This is a genomic window from Gordonia sp. McavH-238-E (assembly GCF_022348225.1).
GTDB lineage: Bacteria > Actinomycetota > Actinomycetes > Mycobacteriales > Mycobacteriaceae > Gordonia > Gordonia terrae.
In genome coordinates this window covers 155,900-174,644 of record NZ_JAKRFE010000003.1, presented here as the reverse complement: position 1 = coordinate 174,644, position 18,745 = coordinate 155,900, and the positions used below count along the sequence as shown (strand labels likewise).

Here is an 18,745-nt window from a genome sequence, read left to right as displayed (position 1 = left end):
GGTGCCGTTTGGAACACTGTAGGCCGTGACTCCTTCCGCTGCTGCCACGCCTGCTCCCGGAACGGCCGCGTCCGCCGCGCTGTTCACCCGTGCGACGCAGGCCATCCCGGGTGGCGTCAACTCCCCGGTGCGCGCGTTCTCCGCGGTCGGCGGGACCCCGCGCTTCATCTCCTCCGCAGCCGGGTGCCGGCTCACCGACGCCGACGGCAACGACTACGTCGACCTCGTCAGCTCGTGGGGTCCGATGATCCTGGGACACGCACACCCGGCCGTCGTCGAGGCGGTCCGTGAGGCGGCCACCGGCGGTCTGTCCTTCGGTGCGCCCACCGAGGCCGAGATCGAACTCGCCGAGGAGATCATCGGCCGCGTCGATCCCGTCGAGCGTGTCCGGCTGGTGAACTCCGGCACCGAGGCGACGATGTCGGCGATCCGGCTCGCCCGCGGGTACACCGGTCGCTCCAAGATCATCAAGTTCGCCGGCTGCTACCACGGTCACGTCGACGCGTTGCTGGCCGGCGCGGGTTCCGGCGTCGCCACGCTCGGCCTGCCGACCAGCCCCGGTGTCACCGGCGCGTCGGCACACGACACCCTCGTCCTGCCCTACAACGACCTCACCGCCGTCGCCGACGCCTTCGCCGAGTTCGGCGACGACATCGCCGCCGTCATCACCGAGGCGGCGGCCGGGAACATGGGCGCGGTCGCGCCGGTGGAGGGTTTCAACGCCGGACTGCGCGACCTGACCCGACGCCACGGCGCGTTGCTCATCATGGACGAGGTCATGACCGGTTTCCGGGTGAGCCCGAGCGGCTGGTACGGGCTCGAGGGCGTCGCCGGCGACCTCTACACCTTCGGCAAGGTCATGAGCGGGGGACTGCCCGCCGCCGCGTTCGGCGGCCGGGCCGACGTGATGGAACGGCTCGCGCCGACCGGGCCGGTCTACCAGGCCGGCACGCTGTCGGGGAATCCCGTCGCGGTCGCCGCCGGGCTCGCGACCCTGCGCCACGCCGACGTCGAGGTCTACCGCACGCTCGACGCCAACGCCGACCGGCTCGGTGCGCTGCTGCACGAGGCCCTGACCGCGGCCGGGGTGGCCCACCGCGTGCAGAAGGCGGGCAGCCTGTTGAGTGTGTTCTTCACTACCGACCCGGAGATCCCGATATTCGACTACGCCGGCGTCTCGGCCACCGAGACCTGGCGGTTTGCGCCCTTCTTCCACGCTCTGCTCGAGCGCGGCGTGTACGCACCACCGAGCGCCTACGAGGCCTGGTTTGTGTCCGCGGCGCTCGACGAGGATGCTTTCTCGCAGATCGCCGATGCGCTGCCCGCGGCAGCGCAGGCGGCCGCGACCGCAGCCACACCGGGGGACAACGCCTGATGCACACGATCGTCCACATGATGCGCCACGGGGAGGTCGACAACCCGGACGGCATCCTCTACGGCCGTCTGCCCGGTTTCCGCCTCTCCGGCGACGGCCAGGCACAGGCACGCAAGGTCGCCGACGCGCTCGCCGACCACGACGTCAAAGCCGTGTTCGCCTCGCCGCTGCAACGTGCGCAGGAGACGGCCACGCCGATCGCCGCCGCACACGGCGTCCCCATCCTGACCAACGACGACCTCATCGAGGCCGAGAACGTCTTCGAGGGCCTCAAGGTCTCGGTCGGCGACGGTGCGCTGAGCAAACCGCGGCACTGGCCGAAGCTGCGTGACCCGTTCACACCGTCCTGGGGTGAGCCCTACATCCAGCTCGCGCACCGCATGCTCGCCGCGGCCAACACGGCGCGCGACGCGGCCCGCGGACACGAAGCCGTCTGCGTCAGTCACCAGCTGCCCGTCTACACGCTGCGCCGGTTCCTCGAAGGTCAGCGTCTGTGGCACGACCCGCGTCGCCGGCAGTGCTCGCTGGCCTCGCTGACCAGCCTGATCTACGACGACGACGCGCTCGTCGACATCATCTACTCCGAACCGGCCGGGGCCTCGGACCCGCTCGCCACCGGTGCGTGAGCCGGCTGTGACAGAAGTCCCGCTCGCTGCGCTCCCGGCGACAGAAAAAGAAGTGAAGGTCTGACGTAGTGCGCAAGTTCCTCCTGCCGGCGATGTTGTCGGCCCTGGTCATGCTGATCGCCGGCTGCAGCACCGGCGACGACGCGGTCGCGCAGGGGAACACCTTCCAGTTCGTCTCGCCGGGCGGACAGACCGTCATCACCTACGTGCCCGACGAGCGCAAGCCGATCGCCGATGTCACCGGCGAGGACCTGGTCTCCGGGCAACCGCTGTCGCTGTCCGATGACCGCTTCGCCGGCAAGGTCGTCGTCGTCAACGTGTGGGGATCATGGTGCGGCCCCTGCCGCGGTGAGGCCGACGACCTCGAGCGCGTCTACGAACGCAACCGCGCCGACGGGGTGGAGTTCCTCGGCATCAACCTGCGTGACGACCGCGAGTCCGCGAAGGACTTCGTCATCGACCGCAACGTCGGATTCCCGTCGATCTACGACTTCCCGGGCATGTCGCTCGCCGCGCTGACCACGCCCACCTCGGTGGTGCCGACGACGATCGTGCTCGATCGGGAGCACCGTCCGGCGGCGGTGTTCCTGAAGGCGATCTCCGACAACGAGCTCGACGAGGTCGTCAAGCGCGTCGCGGCCGAGCCGGCGGGGTCGGTGTGATGCTCGCGTCCACCCTGCAGCCGTCCACCCTGGTACTCGCGTCGTCGATCGGCGACACATTCGCCGACACGGTCTCCAGCGGACCGCTTCTGCTCGCCGTCGCCGCCTGCCTGCTCGCCGGACTCGTGTCCTTCGCCTCTCCGTGCGTCGTCCCGCTCGTCCCGGGTTACCTGTCGTACCTCGCGGGTCTCGTCGGGGCGGAGGCGCCCGCGGTGAAGGTGGGCGAGAGCGCGAAGAGCGGCCGCTCGCGCGTCGCGCTCGCGGCGGGCCTGTTCGTCCTCGGCTTCACCGTCGTCTTCGTCGCCGCCACCGCCACCGTCCTCGGCGTGACGAGCACCTTCGTGCTGAATCGTGAACTGCTGCAACGCATCGGCGGTGTCGTCACCATCGCGATGGGCCTGGTGTTCATCGGTCTCATCCCGGCGCTGCAGCGCGAGGTCCGCTTCGAGCCGCGGCGGGTCTCGAACATCGTCGGGGCGCCGTTGCTCGGTGCGGTCTTCGCGCTCGGCTGGACACCGTGCCTCGGACCGACCCTGGCCGCGGTGATCGCCACCGTCAGCGGAACCGAGGGGTCGACGGCGGCCAAGGGTGTGACCCTCATCGTCGCGTACTGCCTCGGCCTGGGCCTGCCCTTCGTGGTGCTGGCGTTCTCCTCGGCGTGGGCCCTGCGCAGTCTCGGCTGGCTCCGTCGGAACGCCCGCGCGATCCAGGTGGTCGGCGGGGTCCTGCTGATCGGTGTCGGCGTCGCCCTGCTGACCGGCTGGTGGGACCAGTTCATCGTCTGGGTCCAGGTCCGCTTCGTCACCGACACCCAACTACCGATCTGAGTGCTGGACCCATGACCGATCTGACCGACCGCCCGCAGGTGGACACCCCCGAGCCGGCCCCGAAACCCCACTGGGCCCGTCGTCGTCTGCTGTGGCCGCTGCGCAACCTGTGGCGTTCGCTGACCTCGATGCGGACCGCGCTGATCCTGCTGTTCCTGCTCGCGCTCGCCGCGATCCCCGGTGCGCTGCTCCCGCAGCGTGAGCTCAACGAGCAGAAGACCCTCGAGTACATCGCCGCCCGCGGTCAGCTCGGTGTCTGGATGGACCGTCTGCAGCTGTTCGACGTCTTCTCCAGCGCCTGGTTCACCGCCATCTACGTGCTGTTGTTCATCTCGCTGGTCGGCTGTCTGACGCCGCGGATGGTCGAGCACTTCCACAGCCTGCGCGCGAAGCCCGTCGCCGCACCGCGCAACCTGTCCCGTCTGCCGCGGCACGTCACCCACACCGTCGACGGCGACCCCGAAACCGTCGCGCGCCGGATCGACGGCCGGTTGCGCGGCTGGCGACGCGAGGTCGTGGTCCGCGAGCCGAGCAAGGCATACCCGGACGGATGCGTCGAGGTGTCCGCCGAGAGGGGCTACCTCCGCGAGTTCGGCAACCTCGTCTTCCACTTCGCCCTGCTGGCGTTGCTGGTCTCGATCGCGCTGGGCAAGATGTACGGCTACGAGGGCACCCGCAGTCTCGTCGCCGACGGTGAGCAGGGGCTGTGCAACACCTCGACCGCCGTCTACGACTCGTTCCGCGCCGGCAACCTGGTCGACGGCACGGACCTGTCGCCCTTCTGCTTCCGCGTCGACGACTTCTCGGCGACCTTCCTGCCCAGCGGCCAGCCCGACATGTACGACGCCACCATCCGGTACGCCGCGGGCAGCGACGGCAGCGTGGGCAACCTCGGCGACCCCGCCGGCTGGGCGACCACCTCGGTGCGGGTCAACGAACCGCTGCGCGTCGCGGGTGATCGCGTCTACGTGCTGGGCAACGGCTTTGCACCGACGTTCACGGTGACCTTCCCCAACGGGGAGAAGCGCACGCAGACGACGCCGTTCGTCCCCGACGAACTCCAGACGATGCTGTCGTCGGGGGCTGCCCGCTTCGACACCCCGGCGGGCCTCTATCCCGACGCCGACACCCGTCGCAAGAACCAGATCGCCCTCGAGGGCCTGTTCGCGCCGACCGCGTCGTTCCACGGTTCGCTGCTGACCTCGTCGTCGCCGGAACCCGACGACCCCTTCGTCGCCATCCGGATCTTCAAGGGCGACACCGGTCTCGACACCGGCAAGCCCCAGAACGTCTACTCGCTCGACCAGGACCTCATCGAGCAGGGCCGTCTCCAGCGTCAGGCCCAGGTGAACCTCGGCGTCGGCCAGAGCCACACCCTGGCCGACGGCACGACGGTGACCTTCGACGGTTACGAGCGCTGGGTGTCGGTGCAGGTCTCGCACGATCCCGCCCAGGTCTGGGTGCTGGTGAGCTCGATCGTGATGCTCGGCGGCCTGCTGGTGTCGCTGCTGATCCGTCGCCGGCGCATCTGGGCGCGGCTGGTCCCGGTTCCGGCCGCGAGCTCGCACGCCGACGGCGATGGTCGGGCCGATACGCAACGACGTACTGTAGTAGAGATTGCCGGGCTGGCGCGTACCGATCAGGCCGGCTGGGGTGAGGGCTTCGACGAGCAGGCGGCCGATCTCGTGGCCGGCGACGCCGACGCACCCGCCTCGCGGCGGACGACCCGGCGGCTCTAGCAGCCCGCGAAAGGAAGCACATGAACTCCGAAGCTCCGGCGATGCCGATCGACGAGACGCTCGCGCGGTACTCCGACCTGCTGTACGGCACCGCCATGACGGTCTATGTCGTCGCGGTCATCTTGTTCCTGGGTGCGCTCGCCGCGGTCCGGGGTCGGCGTCTCGAGCAGAAGCAGCTGGTCAACGCCGGTGCGAGCGGGACGGAGGCCCGGATGCCGGGTCGCGTCGACGAGTCGTCGCGGCGGACTCTCGGTGAGAAGCTCGGCAACATGGGGCTCCCGGTCGTGGTCGTCGGACTCGCCGCCCACATCGGGTCGATCGTGCTGCGCGGTATCGCGACCGACCGCGCGCCCTGGGGCAACATGTACGAGTTCATCTCGATGACGTGTGCCGCGGGCGTGCTCGCCGGACTGGTCATCCTGCGCAAGCGCGAACACCGTCCGCTGCTCTCGTTCGTGCTGTTGCCCGTGATCCTGCTGATGTTCATCGCCGGCCGGTGGCTCTACACCCAGGCGGCACCCGTTGTGCCCGCCCTGAAGTCGTACTGGCTCGCCGTACACGTGTCGATCATCTCGGTGTCGTCGGGCATCCTCCTGGTGTCGGGTGTCGCGAGCATCCTCTACCTGATCAAGATGCGCTGGGCGGCGAACTCGCCCGACGACTCCGCCGCGGTCTCGACCCGTCCGGGTCTCGCCGGTGCGGTCCGTCGTGTCGTCGAGCACCTGCCGTCGGCCGAACAGCTCGACCGGCTGGCCTACAAGTGCGTGGTGATCGGCTTCCCGCTCTTCGGACTCGGAGTCATCTGCGGTGCCATCTGGGCCGAGGCGGCCTGGGGCCGGTTCTGGGGCTGGGACCCCAAGGAGACGGTGTCCTTCATCGCGTGGGTGATCTACGCGGCCTACCTGCACGCGCGCGCGACAGCGGGCTGGCGCAACAATGCCGCGGCCTGGATCAACGTCGCCGGATTCGTGGCGATGCTGTTCAACCTGTTCATCATCAACCTGGTCGTGTCGGGCCTGCACTCCTACGCGGGTCTGTAGGAGGCCCGGGCGGCGCGGTCAGCCGGGGGTGTCGCTCGGGGTGTTCTCTTCGGCCTTCTTGGCCAGCGCCTGCGCCTTGACCAGTTTGAGCAGATCGATGAGCGCGTCGATGGTGTCCGGGCAGAGCGAACCCATGTCGATCCCGGACAGATGGCTGCCGGTGACCTGGAGCATCTCGACGTAATTCTGTTGCTGCCGAACACGTTCGAGATCTTCGTCGGGGTTCGACAGGAAGTACGTGACGCTCACGTCGAAGGCGCGGGCGATGGCCTCGACCGTCCGGAACGACGGGGTGCGGGCCTTGCCGGTGCGTAGCTGGGAGATATAGGCGTCGGACAGCGAGTAGCCGAGCCGGTTGGCCTTCTCGGCGATCTTCTTGCCGGTATATCGAATGCCGTTCTCGTCACGACTGTGCTCGAACAGGTAACCGATCTTCTCGGCGAAGCTCAGGTCGTCGTCGGTCGACGTCCCTCGCGGAGATCGTCCCGGGTTCAACGGCGCCTTCTCTCGGATCAGCCATCGTGGAATCGATGGTGAAGTGGACGATACCCTACCCATGGGTATGTTCCGCAGAGACGTTCTGAACCTGGTCTCAGCTTTTCTGCCGAGCGTCACGCCTCAGATCTCGTCCCCGTCGGTGCCGTTGGTGCCGCGGGTGCGATTGTCGAGGTCGCGGAGAAAATCGGGGTCGTCGTCGGGGCCGAGAGGGCCGCGCGGACGGGGGCGGCGGGGGCCGGACGAGGGGGTGTCACCGGACTCGTCGGAGTGGGGTCCGAAGGCGCGCCACATGAGGAAACCGATGGCGAGCAGACCCAGAACGGCGAACAGATAGATCATGACAACCTCCCGTCGTCCAGCGTACGTGAGATGCCTGCGAGGTCAGGGCGAACGCCCGGCGGCGAGCGGGCCGTACCCGCGGATCAGTGCGTGCGGCGGTTGAGCAGCGCGACGACGTCCTCTTCGCGGAAGCGTCGATGACCGCCCGGGGTGCGGATCGAGCCGAGGATGCCCGAGCTCGCCCAGCGCGCGACCGTCTTGGGGTTCACGTTGAACATCGCGGCGACCTGGCCGGGGGTCAGCGTGTGCTGGCTGGCGAGTCCCGGGGTGATGTAGGTGGCGGGCGGTGCGGTCTCGATGCTGGTCATGATTCCCCCTGGCGTGTTGGAGTGCTCGGTCGGTGCGCCGAAGCTGGCGAAGCGGCTCTGCACGTGGTGGATGAGTTCTTCATGAATACACGCAAATCGCCCAGGTACTCGAACCGTCAGCGGGAGGTAAAGAGCGTGCAAAGGCCCGCGACCTGCGGGAGCGCGACGACCGCCCAGTACGCTGAGGGGGTGAGTGAAGCGCACGACCCCACCCCAGGCAAGAAGGCCACGCCCGACGAGGCCACCCCCACATCGACCGCCGCGGACACCGCGCCTCAGGCGGGCGGGCGTCCGATGACCCTGGCGGTCGCACTGTTCCTGTACACGTTCGCGCGGCTGCTGCTCGTCACCGCCGTCGTCGTGATCATCATGGTCGGCGGCCGCCTGGTCGACGTCGAGGTGCCCTTCCTGGTGGCCGCGGTGTTCGGTGTGCTGATCGCTCTTCCGCTCGGCATGGTCCTGTTCAAGACCCTGCGTCTCAAGGTGAACAGCGAGATCGCGGCGCTCGAGGCCGGTCGCCGGTCCAAGCACGACGATCTGCAGGCACGGCTCCGCGGCGACAAGTGAGGCCGACGCGGCTCGTCGACCGCCGCGCCGACCGCGCCTGGACGCAGAACGCCATCCGCCTCATCGAGGCCGACGGCCGACGCAGTGCCGACACCCATCTGCTCCGCGTCGCGTTGCCCGCATGGTCGCGCTGGACCGAATCCGAGGACACCGGGCCCGACGGGGACGCGGGTCGCGAGGTCGGCGTGGACCTCTACGTGAAGGACGAGTCGACCCATCCCACGGGATCGCTGAAGCACCGGCTGGCTCGCTCGCTGTTCCTCTATGCGCTGTGCAACGGGTGGGTCGTCGAGGGCACGCCGGTGATCGAGGCCTCGTCGGGGTCGACGGCGGTCAGCGAGGCCTATTTCGCCGAGCTGATCGGCGTGCCGTTCATCGCGGTCATGGCGCGCAGCACCTCGCCCGCGAAGACGGCGCTGATCGAACGCCACGGCGGGCGGTGCCATTTCGTCGACCATCCCGGTGAGGTCTACGCCGAGGCGCTGCGTCTCGAGTCCGAGCTCGGCGGCCACTTCATCGATCAGTTCACGATGGCCGAGCGGGCGACCGACTGGCGCGGCAACAACAACATCGCCGAGTCGATCTTCGCCCAGCTGGCCGAGGAAGAACACCCCGTGCCCACGTGGATCGTCGTCGGGGCCGGTACGGGCGGCACGTCGGCGACCCTGGGCCGATATGTGCGGTACCGACGCCACGACACCTGGCTGGCGGTCGTCGATCCGGAGAACTCGGTGTTCCTGCCGGCCTACGAGTCGGCCGACGGCACACTGACCGCCGAGACCGGCTCGCGCATCGAGGGGATCGGGCGCCCGCGGGTCGAGCCGTCGTTCATCTCGCAGGTCATCGACCGCATGATCGGTGTGCCCGACGAGGCGTCCGTCGCGACCGCCCGCCGCGTGAGCGATCTCCTCGGCCGTCGCGTCGGCGGGTCCACCGGCACCAACATGTGGGGAGCCTTCTCGCTCGTCGCCGAGATGGTCGCGGCGCGTACGCCGGGCAGCATCGTCACGCTGCTCTGTGACTCCGGGGACCGGTACGCGACCACCTATTTCGACGACGACTGGCTGGCCGCCAACGCGTTCGCCCTCGGCCCCGCCGAGGCGGTGCTCGACGAGTTCTTCGCCACCGGTCGCTGGACCGCCTGAGGCCCGGGCCGGACGCCGCGGGTGGGCTACGATCCGGGGGTGTCGAAGGAACCCGGGCGTACGCCCGGCACCGGAAGTGCCCTGGTGGAGGCGGTCGATCTGGTGCGCGAGTACCAGATGGGCGACGAACGGGTCCGCGCCCTGGACGGTCTGAACCTCTCGATCGACGGCGGACAGTTCGTGTCGGTGGTCGGCCCGTCGGGCGCGGGCAAGAGCACCCTGCTGCACGTGCTCGGAGCTCTCGACACCCCGACATCGGGGCGGATCAGCATCGACGGGGTCGACCTCGGCTCTCTCGACGACACCGCCGCCTCGGAGTTCCGGCGCAATCGCGTCGGGTTCATCTTCCAGTTCTTCAACCTCGTGCCGACGATGTCGGCGTGGGAGAACGTCGCGCTGCCGCGCCTGCTGGACAACCAGTCGTTGCGCAAGGCGAAACCTCGTGCGGTGGAACTGCTTCGGCGGGTCGGTCTCGGCGATCGGGTCGATCACCGGCCTTCGGAGCTGTCCGGTGGTCAGATGCAGCGAGTCGCGATCGCCCGCTCGCTCATCATGGACCCGACGATCCTGCTCGCCGACGAACCGACCGGCAACCTGGACTCCAAGACCGGTGAGGCGGTACTCGAACTGCTCTCCGAGGTCGCCCACGACACCCCCGACCGGTTGGTGGTGATGGTGACCCACGATCCGAAGGCGGCCGCGGTCGCCGATACCACCATCACGGTCCGTGACGGAAAGATCGCCTAGTGGCGGGACGGGGTTCCCCGGCGTCCGCCCTGGTCGCCGGCCTCACGCGGATCCGGCTGCTCAACCTGCGCGAGATCCGCACCCACCGGTTGCGCCTGCTCACCTCGCTGGCGGTGGTGGTCGTGTCGTCGGCGCTGCTGATCGCGGTGCTCGGGACGTACGGGTCGGCGTCGGAATCGGTGCGGGACTTCAACAATGCGGTGTCCGGGGTCGCCGACATCGAGGTCGCCGGCATCACCGACACCGGCATCGACGAGTCGCTGGCCGGCGAGATCCGACGCGATGTCGATGCGGCGGCCGCCGTCGTGCCGATGATCCGCGGGTCGGTCGTCGTCGACGGCTCCGCCGTACCGCTGCTCGGCTCCGATCAGCGCGTCACCCAGCTGTCGGGCAGCCTGCGAGGCGCCCTGCAGCAGGAGCGAGCCGGGGCCGGTCCGGGGACCGTCGATCTCGATCGCCTGCGAACCGGTGTCTTCGTCGGTCCCGGCCTCGGTCTCGAGCGCGGAGACCGGTTGACGGTCAACGGGATCGAGGTCGAGGTGCTCGAGGTCGTCGACAACGAGCAGGCCGCCGGTCTCAACAACGGCCGCTTCCTCTTCGCATACGTCGATCTCGCGCAACGACTCGCCGGACTCGACGGCCGGCTCGACTCGATCCTCGTCGTGACCGAACCCGGCGCCGACGTGGGCGCGGTCCGCTCGCAGGTGCAGGGCATCGTGGACGGTCGCGCGGTGGTCGTCGATCCCGACTTCCGCGCCAAGCAGGCCGAGGTCGCGAGTTCGGTGACCCGCGATGCGACGCTGCTGGTCTCGCTGGTGTCATTGGTGATCGCCGCCTTCCTGGTGTTCAACACGATGAACATGGCGGTGGCCTCGCGGCGCCGGTCGCTCGCGATGATCCGTGCGCTGGGCGCCAAGCGATCTCACCTCGTCGGCGACATGCTCGGCGAGGCCGCGCTGATGGGTCTCGTCGGGGGCGTACTCGGCATTCCGCTCGGGATCCTGGCCGGGCGGGCCGTGATCAGCAGTCTGCCGGAACCACCCGCCGACTCCGTCGGCACCGTCATCGAGTATCACTTGCCCGGTTACGCGCCCGCGGCCGCGGTCATCGCCTGTGTGGTGGCGTGTGTCGCGGCCACGACGCTGGCCGCGCGGGCGGTGTTCGCGGTCTCACCGGTGGAGGCGATGGCTCCCGCCGAGGTGTCGGACTCCGCGTCGCGTCGTGGTCCCGCGGTGGTGATCGCCGCCGTGCTCGGCGTCGCCGGTCTCATCGCGTCGTGGGTGGTCGTGTCGACCGTGCCGGGGCGGCCGGCCATCGTCGCCGGGGTCTTCTATCTCGTCGGCGCACTGCTCCTGTGCTTCGCGTTGTCGAAACCGTTGGCCTGGGCGGTGGTTCGGGTCGCGCGCTGGTTCGGCGGTCCCGGACAGCTCGCCTCGGTGAACACCGAGCGTGCCCCGCGGCGCGCATGGGCGACCCTGATGACGGTCGCGGTGGCCATCGCCGTCGGGATGGGGACATCGGGAGCGCTGGACAACCTGGTCTCCTCGATGTCGAAATCGCTCGACGGACTGGGGGATCCGGACTTCTACGTGTCGTCGACGTCGGCCGCGAGCCTGCCCCTCGGGCCGATCCTGCCGGCGGCGCTGGCCGAACGCGTGGCGGCGGTTCCCGGCGTGACCGAGGTGATCGGCGGTCAATGGGCCGCGGTGAACATCGGCGAGAGCAAGGCGAATGTGCAAGGGCTCGAGCCGGGTTCGCGTGCGCCGTTCATGCGCAAGGCGTCCCCGGAAGCGGTGGCCGACGTGCTCGCCGGGGACGGCATCCTGATGTCGAACGTCCTCGCCCGTGCGCTGGACGTGACCACCGGCGACACCGTGGAACTCGCGACACCCAATGGCCCACGGCAGACGGTCGTGCGCGACACCGTCGATTACGTCTCGCTCGACTCCGGGGTGGCGGCGATGTCCCAGGAATTGCTGGGGGAGTGGTTCGATCGCGACGGTGACACCTACCTGCAGGTGATCACCTCGCCCGATGCCGACCCCGATGTCGTCCGCCGGGACCTCGAGTCGTTGGTGGCAGGCGTCCCGACGACGGGCAACAAACCGATCAGTGTCTACAGCGGCGCCGAGGCCCTCGCGGCCACCCAGGCCACCGTCGAGCAGGCGGGCGCATTCGCGGTCGCGATCCAGTGGATCGTCGCCGGCGCGGCCGCGATCGCACTTCTCAACACGTTGCTGCTGTCGGTCCTCGAACGACGCCGCGAACTGGGCGTCCTACGGGCGATGGGCGCCTCCCGCAGGTTCGTCTCCCGCACGGTGCTCGCCGAGGCGGGCGCGGTCGCGCTGGTCGGGTCGGTGGTCGGCGTCGTCCTCGGTGCCGCCATGCATCTGCTCAGCAATGAGATCCTGACCATCACGACGTCGCTGACCGTGCTGTACTCGCCACGACCGTCGGCTCTGCTCTTCGTGAGCATCGCGGTGGCGTTGTGCCTGGTCGGTGCGTTCGTTCCCGCGGTTCGTGCCGGTCGGATGAACATCAGCGAGTCGATTCAGAACGAGTAGTCGGGGCCCGCACACCCGATCGTGGCAGATCCCGCACATCCCGCGTGTCAACAATTCTTGACAGCCGCAAGATGTCAACATAACCTGACACCATGCACGACGACCACAGCACCGACACCGCACCCGACGCATCGAGCGCCGAGCTGGCCGGAGACGCCGCGAGCGGCGATCCGGCGAGGGGTCTGGCCGCGGTACGCGCCCTGCGCACCCTGGCCGACCGACTCGAGGACGTGCAGGTGGCCAACGCCCGTGCCAACGGGTGGAGCTGGCAGGCGATCGCAGAAGTGCTGCAGATCAGCCGACAGGCCGTGCATCAGAAGCACTCACAACGTGAGGCCCGCGCGAGCGGGCCAGAAGGAGACACAGATGTTCGAGCGAATCAGTCGCGATGACAAGATGCTGCTGGCTTTCGCCACGCAGGAGGCCGGCGACCTGGGTCACCGGCAACTCGGTAACGACCACCTGATCCTGGGCATGCTCTGCAACGCCCGCAGTCCGCTGTTCGCGCTGCTCGCCGACCAGGGGTTGGCGCTGTCGTCGGCCCGGGAAGCGGTGCGGAAGCACCATGACGAGCACGCCGATCGATCCGACACACCCGAGACCGCCGACGACGAGTCGGGTCGAGAACGCTACGAGGAGGACCGAGAGGCCCTGCGCAGCATCGGGATCGACCTGGACAAGGTCCGGGAGGCGGTGCGCGGGCGGTTCGGTGAGGACCTGTCCGACGGCTGGGGCGAGCGCGCCGAGCGCGGTCCCCGGGGTCGTGGTCACGGACGCGGTGGGGACGGACGACGGGGCCACGGGCACCGGCACGGCCATGGTCGCGGTCGCGGCCCCCGGCCCGACTGCGGTTCCGAGGGTTTCGGACCGGGCCCCTTCGGTCCCGGTCCCTGGGGCCAGGGTTTCGGCCCGGGTCCGGGCGGACCGTTCGCCGGGGAAGGACCGTGGGAGCCGGGTCGCGGCCGGCGCGGACCGCGGGGCCGGGGCTCCCGGCCGCGTTTCGCGACCGACACCCGGGACGCCTTCGGCCGAGCCATGGAGATCGCGCGCGAACGAGGTGACCGACGCCTCCGCGCCGAGTATCTCCTGCTCGGGATCATCGACACGGCCGACGACGCATCGCAGGCGCTGATCGGGTCCGCGACCACGGTCGCGGAACTCCGCGCCGCCGTCGTGGCGAGCCTGCCCGACGTCGAGGCCCAGGTCTGATCGCGGACAACGCATTCCGGATGTGCCCGTCGCACGAGAACTGGTGCGGCGGGCTCATCCGCGTTGCGGGCCCGGCCTAGGTGAGCGCGAGCGTGACCGCCGTGACGACCGCCCAGGCGAGCATCGCCTTGCCGGTCGTACCGATCGACGGGATCAGCCCGGGGCCGGCCGCGCCCGTGCGCACCGGTGTGTAGGCCTGCCACAGCAGCGGGAACGTCACCAGTCCGAGCAGCGCCCAGGGAGTCGCGAACGCCAGGACCACGCTCATCGCGAGCGGGGTCAGGAGTAGTACCGCGAACAGGATGCGGGTCCGGGCGTCGCCGAGGCGGACGGCGAGCGTGATCTTGCCGGATTCGGTGTCGCTCGGGATGTCTCGGAGATTGTTGACGACCAGCACACTGCTCGAGATCGTGCCGATGCCGACCGCGCAGGCGAGTCCGACCGAGTCGACGCGGCCCGAGGAGACGTACTGGGTGCCGAGCACGGCGACGAGCCCGAAGAAGGTGAACACCGCGACCTCACCCCACCCGGCGTACCCGTAAGGGCGTTTGCCGCCGGTGTAGAACCAGGCGCCGGCGATGCAGATCGCCCCGACCAGCACGAGCCACCAGGCGGTCGCGATCGCGAGGACCAGCCCGCAGACCGCGCCGATCCCGAAGCACAGGAACGCGGCGGTCTTCACCGCCTTCGGCGACGCGGCCCCCGACCCGACCAGGCGCATCGGGCCGACGCGGTCGTCGTCGGTTCCGCGCACACCGTCGGAGTAGTCGTTGGCGAAGTTCACGCCGATGATGAACGCGACGGCCACCGCAAGTGCGAGGACGGACTTCCACCACGTCACGTCGCCGGAGTGCAGCGCCGCGCCGACACCGGCCACGACCGGCGCGATCGCGTTGGGGAGCGTGCGTGGGCGAGCGCCCTGGATCCACTGCTGAGGGGTAGCCACGGAGTTCATCGTGTCACGGGGTCGGACGGGTGCGGCGGCGGCCCGGCAGGTGTAGAGCTTCGTTGCGTCTGGCGCGACGACACACTACATCTGCGAGGGGTCGTCGAGCGATGGAACCAGTTGCGGTGCCGTTGCGTCTGAGTTCCATGCGACTTCCGGCGGAATTTCGGAACCTGGCCCTCGGCCAGGATGGTGTGGTCACCGCGGCCGATGCCCGCGCGCATGGCATCGATCGGTCGACGGTGCACCGTCGGGTGCATGCCGGCGAGTGGATATCCGTGCATCGCAGCATCTACCGACTCGCCGACCATCCGGAGACCGACCGCTCGCGAATCCGGACCGCGACGCTGGCCGTCGGTGTCCACGCGGTCCTCTCGGGGCTCGCTGCGGCGTGGTGGCACGGGATCGTCGATGCCCCGCCCGTCACGCCGACGGTCACCGCACTCCGCGGACGTCACGGTCGTCCGGTGGCGGGAGTGCGAATCCTCAATCGTGCTCTCGACGACGCGGATGTTGCCGTTCGAGAGGGTCTTCCGGTCACCGGGGTGGCGCTGTCCGCCTTGGAGGGCGCGTTGGAGGGCGGCGTCGAGGTCATCGACTCGGCTCTCGTGAAGCGGCGAACGACGGTCGAGCGTCTCGTCGAGGCCTATGGGCGTCGACGACGCTGCATCGGCGCGGCCGACATGGGTGTCCTGATCGCGCTGCTCGAGACCGGTGCGCGGTCTGCTGCCGAGCGTCTCGCGGTGGAGGTGATGCGAGGCGCGGGTCTCAGCGGCTGGGCAGCCAACCATCCGAGTTGCGGGTACGAGATCGACTTCGCCTTCCCGGATCGGATGGTGGCGGTGGAGATCGACGGGTTCGCGTTTCACCGCGACGCCGTCACCTTCCAGCGTGACCGGACTCGACGCAACGCACTCATCGCGGCCGGCTGGACGGTGCTGAACTTCACGTGGGGTGACCTCTGCGACCGAGCCGAGTACGTGGTGACAACGATTCGGCACGCGACCTGCGGGTAGATGTAGTACTTCGTTGCGCCCAGCGCAACGACGCACTACGTCTGGGAACCGAAGCGGGTCCGCAACGCGCGGCGGTCGTACTTGCCGGGCCCGCGGAGGGGGAGCGCGTCGAGTTCGACGATCCGCCGGGGCGCCGCGTAGCGGTCGAGTCGTTCGGTGACCGATCCGCGAATACGGTTGACGTCGAGCCGTTCTCCGGGACGGACCACGACGAACGCGGTCACCGCCTCGCCGAGCCGATCGTCGGGGAGCCCGAGGACGACGCATTCGGCAACGGCGGGGTCGTCGGCGATCACGGCCTCGACGACCTGCGGTACGACGGTCAGCCCGCCGGTCGAGATGGCCTCGTCGGCCCGGCCGACGATGCTGAGCAGCCCGGCCTCGTCGAGGACCCCGAGATCGTCGGTCCGGAACCAGCCCGGCTCGGCGAAGGCCGGATGGTCGGGCAGATTGCGGTATCCGTGGGCCACGACGGGACCACCGAGCAGGACCCGTCCCACCCCGTCGGGTGCCGGATCGGCGATGCGGACCGCGACGCCGTCGAGGGGCTGCCCGTCGTAGACGCAACCGCCTGCGGTCTCGCTCATCCCGTACGTCGCGACGATCGGCAGCCCCTCGTCGACTGCTTTGTCCCACAACGGCTTCGGGGTCGCCGCGCCACCGACGAGGATCGCGTCGAGCGCCCGCGAGGCGGATGTGGCGTCGGGATGGTCGAGAACCTTGACGAGCTGGGTGGGAACCAGCGAGGTGTATCGCCGCGGGCCGTCGAAGTCGCGTACGGCACGGGCGTACACATCGGGGTCGAAACCGGCGCGCATGTCCAGGACAACCGGCGTCTGCCCGGCCGTCAGCGCGCGGAGGAGGACCTGCAGACCGGCGATGTGGTGAGGTGCGAGCGCCAGCAACCAGTTCCCGGGCCCGCCCAGGTGGTCGGCGGTGGCCCGCGACGACGCGGCGAGGGTCGCGGGGGAGTGCTGCGCACCCTTGGGGGTGCCCGTCGATCCCGATGTCGAGACGACGAGGGACACGGGATCGTCGATCGGTGTGTCCGCGTGCAGGGCCGACCCCAGTTCGGAAGCGGCGCGGGCGTCGTCGGGTACGGGTAGGAAGGCCGACGAGCCGTCGAGGATCGCCCGCAGATCGTCGACGCGGTCGAGGACCGCGGGTGTCGACGGCAGGGGCAGCGGTCGCAGGGTTCTCACGACGGTTCCCCGTCGGTCGAACCAGGATCGTCGCTGAACGGCCACCCGCGGGCGACGAGGTGTGCGCGCACCCGCGAGATGTCGTCCTCATGCGGTAGTTCGTGCGTGTAATGGGTGATCTTCACCCCGGCGTCGACCCGGGAGATCGGTTCGGGCGGAGGGGCGGACTCGCGGACCAGCTCCGCGGAGACCTGCGTCACCTCGTCGTCGGTGAGCTGGCGGCGCAGCAATGCCACGAGGGGTATGTAGTCGGTCTGTGGGACGCCGTCGGGGTAGCCGGCGCGCAACCACTCCATGACCTTCTGCAGAAGCGTCGGGCGGTCCACGGGTGTCTCCGATCAGAAGCGGGGACGGTCACTTGTAGCCGAACGGGAAGATCTTCACGCCGGTGTAGTAGAAGATCGTCTGCCGGGTGATCCAGAGGATTCCGACGACGATCACCAGGATGACGACGCCGAAGATCACATACGCCAGGGGCTTCAGCGCAGGATGCGGGCCGGAGGTGGTGCCGTCGGCCTCGACGGACCCGTTGCTCAGCGTCTGCAGGCGCAGTCCGACGGCGAACAGGGCGGGAAGACCGGCTCCCAGCACCAGTCCGACGAGAAGGACCTTACCGATGGCCTCGACGGTCTCCATTTCTCAGGTGCTCCTCTCCGGGTCGTGCTGGACGATGATCTCGGCCGGGATGACCGGCGGCAACGGGAGGCCGGTGTCGCCCTCCTCGGTCGCGACCGCTTCCTCCCACTCCTCTCCGACGCGGGCCTCCCCCTCCCAGGCGTCGTTGACGTTCTCGTGGTCGACCTTGTTCTCCTGCGCGCGCCAGTACATGTAGCCCGACGCGACGACCAGGATCGCGAAGATGATGAGCGCGCCGGTGACGTCCCCGAACAGGTGCGCGATGAAGTAACACGCGGCGCCGACCGCGCCGGCGGCGGGCAGCGTCGTCACCCATGCGACGGCCATCCGGCCGGCCACCGACCAGCGGACCTGGGCGCCCTTGCGGCCCACCCCCGAGCCGAGGATCGAGCCGGTGGCCACCTGGGTGGTCGAGAGCGCCATACCCGCCGCACTCGAGGTGAGGATGATGGCGGCCGACGACGCCTCGGCGGCCATGCCCTGCGGCGAGGTGATCTCCACGAGCCCCTTGCCCAGGGTGCGGATGATCCGCCAACCGCCCAGATAGGTGCCGATCGCGATGGCCGCCGCACAGCTGAAGACCACCCAGAAGGGGAGTCCGTGGCTCACGCTGGACGCGTCGAGGTGCCCGGTCGCGATGAGCGCCATCGCGATGACACCCATCGTCTTCTGGGCGTCGCCGGTGCCGTGCGCGAGGGAGACGAGCGACGCGGTGGCGACCTGTCCGTAGCGGAAGCCGGTCTCTTTCTCCCGATCGACGATCCGGCGGGTGATGGCGAAGACGAGCCAGGTCCCGCAGGCCGCGACGAGGCATGCGATCACGGGCGCGAAGAGTGCCGGGATGAGGATCTTGGAGGTGATCCCGGACCAGTTGATGCCGCTCACCCCGATCGCCGCCAGGCCCGAGCCGATCAGCCCGCCGAACAGGGCATGGGACGAACTCGACGGCAGGCCGAACAGCCACGTGACGAGGTTCCACAGGATGCCGCCGATGAGTCCGGCGAAGATGATCAGCAACGCCGTGGGCGCCGACAGCCCGGGCACCAGTTCGCCTGCCTCCGATCCGGAGGTCTGCTGGATCTTCAGCACGTCCTTGGTGATCGTCGCCGCGACCTCCACGGACAGGAAGGCGCCGACCAGGTTGAGTACGGCCGACAGCCCGACGGCGACCTTGGGCTTGAGGGCGCCGGTGGCGATCGAGGTCGCCATCGCGTTGCCGGTGTCGTGGAAGCCGTTGGTGAAGTCGAAGCCGAGGGCTGTGATCACCAACAGCACCAGGATCAGCATCTCGCCGCTCAT

General features: G+C 69.3%; 21 protein-coding genes. 13 read left to right on the top strand and 8 right to left on the bottom strand.

Annotation, left to right across the window (positions count from 1 at the left end):
* The first annotated feature begins 25 nt into the window (after window positions 1-25).
* From hemL to ccsB, 6 genes are all read left to right on the top strand, one after another.
* Window positions 26-1,375 (top strand): glutamate-1-semialdehyde 2,1-aminomutase, encoded by a 1,350-nt coding sequence (gene hemL, locus MHN80_RS05080; RefSeq protein WP_239399958.1) that lies wholly within the window; start codon window positions 26-28, stop codon window positions 1,373-1,375.
* Window positions 1,375-2,001 (top strand): histidine phosphatase family protein, encoded by a 627-nt coding sequence (locus MHN80_RS05075; protein WP_004019939.1) that lies wholly within the window; start codon window positions 1,375-1,377, stop codon window positions 1,999-2,001. Before hemL ends, MHN80_RS05075 begins: the two co-directional genes overlap by 1 nt.
* Window positions 2,002-2,069: 68 nt before the next feature.
* Window positions 2,070-2,663: a TlpA disulfide reductase family protein gene (locus MHN80_RS05070; protein ID WP_004019938.1), complete on the top strand. Its 594-nt coding sequence runs from the start codon at window positions 2,070-2,072 to the stop codon at window positions 2,661-2,663.
* Window positions 2,663-3,490: a cytochrome c biogenesis CcdA family protein gene (locus tag MHN80_RS05065; protein ID WP_239399956.1), complete on the top strand. Its 828-nt coding sequence runs from the start codon at window positions 2,663-2,665 to the stop codon at window positions 3,488-3,490. Before MHN80_RS05070 ends, MHN80_RS05065 begins: the two co-directional genes overlap by 1 nt.
* 11 nt (window positions 3,491-3,501) lie before the next feature.
* Window positions 3,502-5,229 carry a cytochrome c biogenesis protein ResB gene (locus MHN80_RS05060; protein WP_239399954.1) on the top strand — a complete coding sequence of 576 codons (1,728 nt, stop codon included), beginning with the start codon at window positions 3,502-3,504 and terminating at the stop codon, window positions 5,227-5,229.
* A 20-nt stretch (window positions 5,230-5,249) separates the two neighbouring features.
* Window positions 5,250-6,269 carry a c-type cytochrome biogenesis protein CcsB gene (ccsB, locus tag MHN80_RS05055; RefSeq protein ID WP_101820126.1) on the top strand — a complete coding sequence of 340 codons (1,020 nt, stop codon included), beginning with the start codon at window positions 5,250-5,252 and terminating at the stop codon, window positions 6,267-6,269.
* 18 nt (window positions 6,270-6,287) lie between these two features.
* Here ccsB and MHN80_RS05050 read toward each other — a convergent pair whose 3' ends face one another.
* From MHN80_RS05050 to MHN80_RS05040, 3 genes are all read right to left on the bottom strand, one after another.
* Window positions 6,288-6,764, bottom strand: a complete 477-nt coding sequence (locus MHN80_RS05050) for a helix-turn-helix domain-containing protein (protein WP_004019934.1) — start codon at window positions 6,762-6,764, stop codon at window positions 6,288-6,290.
* Window positions 6,765-6,887: 123 nt separating this feature from the next.
* Window positions 6,888-7,106: a hypothetical protein gene (locus MHN80_RS05045; protein WP_064569605.1), complete on the bottom strand. Its 219-nt coding sequence runs from the start codon at window positions 7,104-7,106 to the stop codon at window positions 6,888-6,890.
* A gap of 83 nt (window positions 7,107-7,189) precedes the next feature.
* On the bottom strand, window positions 7,190-7,414 hold the full coding sequence (locus MHN80_RS05040) for a BldC family transcriptional regulator (protein ID WP_010842012.1): 225 nt from the start codon (window positions 7,412-7,414) through the stop codon (window positions 7,190-7,192).
* A 189-nt stretch (window positions 7,415-7,603) separates the two neighbouring features.
* On the opposite strand from MHN80_RS05040, the gene MHN80_RS05035 reads away from it, so the two are divergent.
* The 6 genes from MHN80_RS05035 (at window position 7,604) to MHN80_RS05010 (ending at window position 13,646) form a co-directional block, all read left to right on the top strand.
* Complete coding sequence (locus MHN80_RS05035; RefSeq protein ID WP_004019931.1) at window positions 7,604-7,981, top strand: DUF4229 domain-containing protein; 378 nt, start codon at window positions 7,604-7,606, stop codon at window positions 7,979-7,981.
* Complete coding sequence (locus tag MHN80_RS05030; protein WP_101820128.1) at window positions 7,978-9,126, top strand: PLP-dependent cysteine synthase family protein; 1,149 nt, start codon at window positions 7,978-7,980, stop codon at window positions 9,124-9,126. The genes MHN80_RS05035 and MHN80_RS05030 overlap by 4 nt, the downstream gene beginning before the upstream one ends.
* A gap of 117 nt (window positions 9,127-9,243) precedes the next feature.
* Window positions 9,244-9,873, top strand: coding sequence for an ABC transporter ATP-binding protein (locus MHN80_RS05025; RefSeq protein WP_239400330.1), 630 nt, complete (start codon window positions 9,244-9,246; stop codon window positions 9,871-9,873).
* Entirely contained in the window at window positions 9,873-12,437 is a 2,565-nt protein-coding gene (locus MHN80_RS05020) for an ABC transporter permease (protein WP_239399952.1), read from the top strand. Before MHN80_RS05025 ends, MHN80_RS05020 begins: the two co-directional genes overlap by 1 nt.
* Window positions 12,438-12,529: 92 nt before the next feature.
* Window positions 12,530-12,829 (top strand): hypothetical protein, encoded by a 300-nt coding sequence (locus MHN80_RS05015; RefSeq protein ID WP_064569601.1) that lies wholly within the window; start codon window positions 12,530-12,532, stop codon window positions 12,827-12,829.
* The gene (locus MHN80_RS05010) at window positions 12,804-13,646 is read left to right on the top strand and encodes a Clp protease N-terminal domain-containing protein (protein WP_239399950.1); all 843 of its coding nucleotides are present in this window, start codon (window positions 12,804-12,806) and stop codon (window positions 13,644-13,646) included. The genes MHN80_RS05015 and MHN80_RS05010 overlap by 26 nt, the downstream gene beginning before the upstream one ends.
* A 76-nt stretch (window positions 13,647-13,722) precedes the next feature.
* Here MHN80_RS05010 and MHN80_RS05005 read toward each other — a convergent pair whose 3' ends face one another.
* The gene (locus tag MHN80_RS05005) at window positions 13,723-14,592 is read right to left on the bottom strand and encodes a 1,4-dihydroxy-2-naphthoate polyprenyltransferase (protein ID WP_239399948.1); all 870 of its coding nucleotides are present in this window, start codon (window positions 14,590-14,592) and stop codon (window positions 13,723-13,725) included.
* Window positions 14,593-14,738: 146 nt separating this feature from the next.
* On the opposite strand from MHN80_RS05005, the gene MHN80_RS05000 reads away from it, so the two are divergent.
* The gene (locus MHN80_RS05000) at window positions 14,739-15,608 is read left to right on the top strand and encodes a type IV toxin-antitoxin system AbiEi family antitoxin domain-containing protein (RefSeq protein ID WP_239400328.1); all 870 of its coding nucleotides are present in this window, start codon (window positions 14,739-14,741) and stop codon (window positions 15,606-15,608) included.
* Window positions 15,609-15,643: 35 nt separating this feature from the next.
* Here MHN80_RS05000 and menE read toward each other — a convergent pair whose 3' ends face one another.
* Genes menE through MHN80_RS04980 form a run of 4 tightly spaced genes read right to left on the bottom strand, consistent with a single transcriptional unit; the run spans window position 15,644 to window position 18,745 of the window.
* On the bottom strand, window positions 15,644-16,810 hold the full coding sequence (gene menE, locus MHN80_RS04995) for an o-succinylbenzoate--CoA ligase (protein WP_239399946.1): 1,167 nt from the start codon (window positions 16,808-16,810) through the stop codon (window positions 15,644-15,646).
* Entirely contained in the window at window positions 16,807-17,136 is a 330-nt protein-coding gene (locus tag MHN80_RS04990; protein WP_004019921.1) for a DUF3349 domain-containing protein, read from the bottom strand. The genes menE and MHN80_RS04990 overlap by 4 nt, the downstream gene beginning before the upstream one ends.
* A gap of 28 nt (window positions 17,137-17,164) precedes the next feature.
* Window positions 17,165-17,446 carry a hypothetical protein gene (locus MHN80_RS04985; protein WP_004019919.1) on the bottom strand — a complete coding sequence of 94 codons (282 nt, stop codon included), beginning with the start codon at window positions 17,444-17,446 and terminating at the stop codon, window positions 17,165-17,167.
* 3 nt (window positions 17,447-17,449) lie between these two features.
* Window positions 17,450-18,745, bottom strand: a complete 1,296-nt coding sequence (locus MHN80_RS04980) for an inorganic phosphate transporter (RefSeq protein WP_004019918.1) — start codon at window positions 18,743-18,745, stop codon at window positions 17,450-17,452.

Excerpts from the sequence above, each read along its gene's own strand:
- MHN80_RS05040 (WP_010842012.1), bottom strand. The coding sequence starts at position 7,414 with ATGACCAGCATCGAGACCGCACCGCCCGCCACCTACATCACCCCGGGA.
- MHN80_RS05010 (WP_239399950.1), top strand. The coding sequence starts at position 12,804 with ATGTTCGAGCGAATCAGTCGCGATGACAAGATGCTGCTGGCTTTCGCC.
- MHN80_RS04985 (WP_004019919.1), bottom strand. The coding sequence starts at position 17,446 with ATGGAGACCGTCGAGGCCATCGGTAAGGTCCTTCTCGTCGGACTGGTG.
- MHN80_RS05025 (WP_239400330.1), top strand. The coding sequence starts at position 9,244 with ATGGGCGACGAACGGGTCCGCGCCCTGGACGGTCTGAACCTCTCGATC.
- MHN80_RS05015 (WP_064569601.1), top strand. The coding sequence starts at position 12,530 with ATGCACGACGACCACAGCACCGACACCGCACCCGACGCATCGAGCGCC.
- MHN80_RS05060 (WP_239399954.1), top strand. The coding sequence starts at position 3,502 with ATGACCGATCTGACCGACCGCCCGCAGGTGGACACCCCCGAGCCGGCC.
- MHN80_RS05000 (WP_239400328.1), top strand. The coding sequence starts at position 14,739 with ATGCGACTTCCGGCGGAATTTCGGAACCTGGCCCTCGGCCAGGATGGT.
- MHN80_RS05075 (WP_004019939.1), top strand. The coding sequence starts at position 1,375 with ATGCACACGATCGTCCACATGATGCGCCACGGGGAGGTCGACAACCCG.
- MHN80_RS05065 (WP_239399956.1), top strand. The coding sequence starts at position 2,663 with ATGCTCGCGTCCACCCTGCAGCCGTCCACCCTGGTACTCGCGTCGTCG.
- MHN80_RS05045 (WP_064569605.1), bottom strand. The coding sequence starts at position 7,106 with ATGATCTATCTGTTCGCCGTTCTGGGTCTGCTCGCCATCGGTTTCCTC.
- ccsB (WP_101820126.1), top strand. The coding sequence starts at position 5,250 with ATGAACTCCGAAGCTCCGGCGATGCCGATCGACGAGACGCTCGCGCGG.
- MHN80_RS04980 (WP_004019918.1), bottom strand. The coding sequence starts at position 18,745 with ATGAGCGGCGAGATGCTGATCCTGGTGCTGTTGGTGATCACAGCCCTC.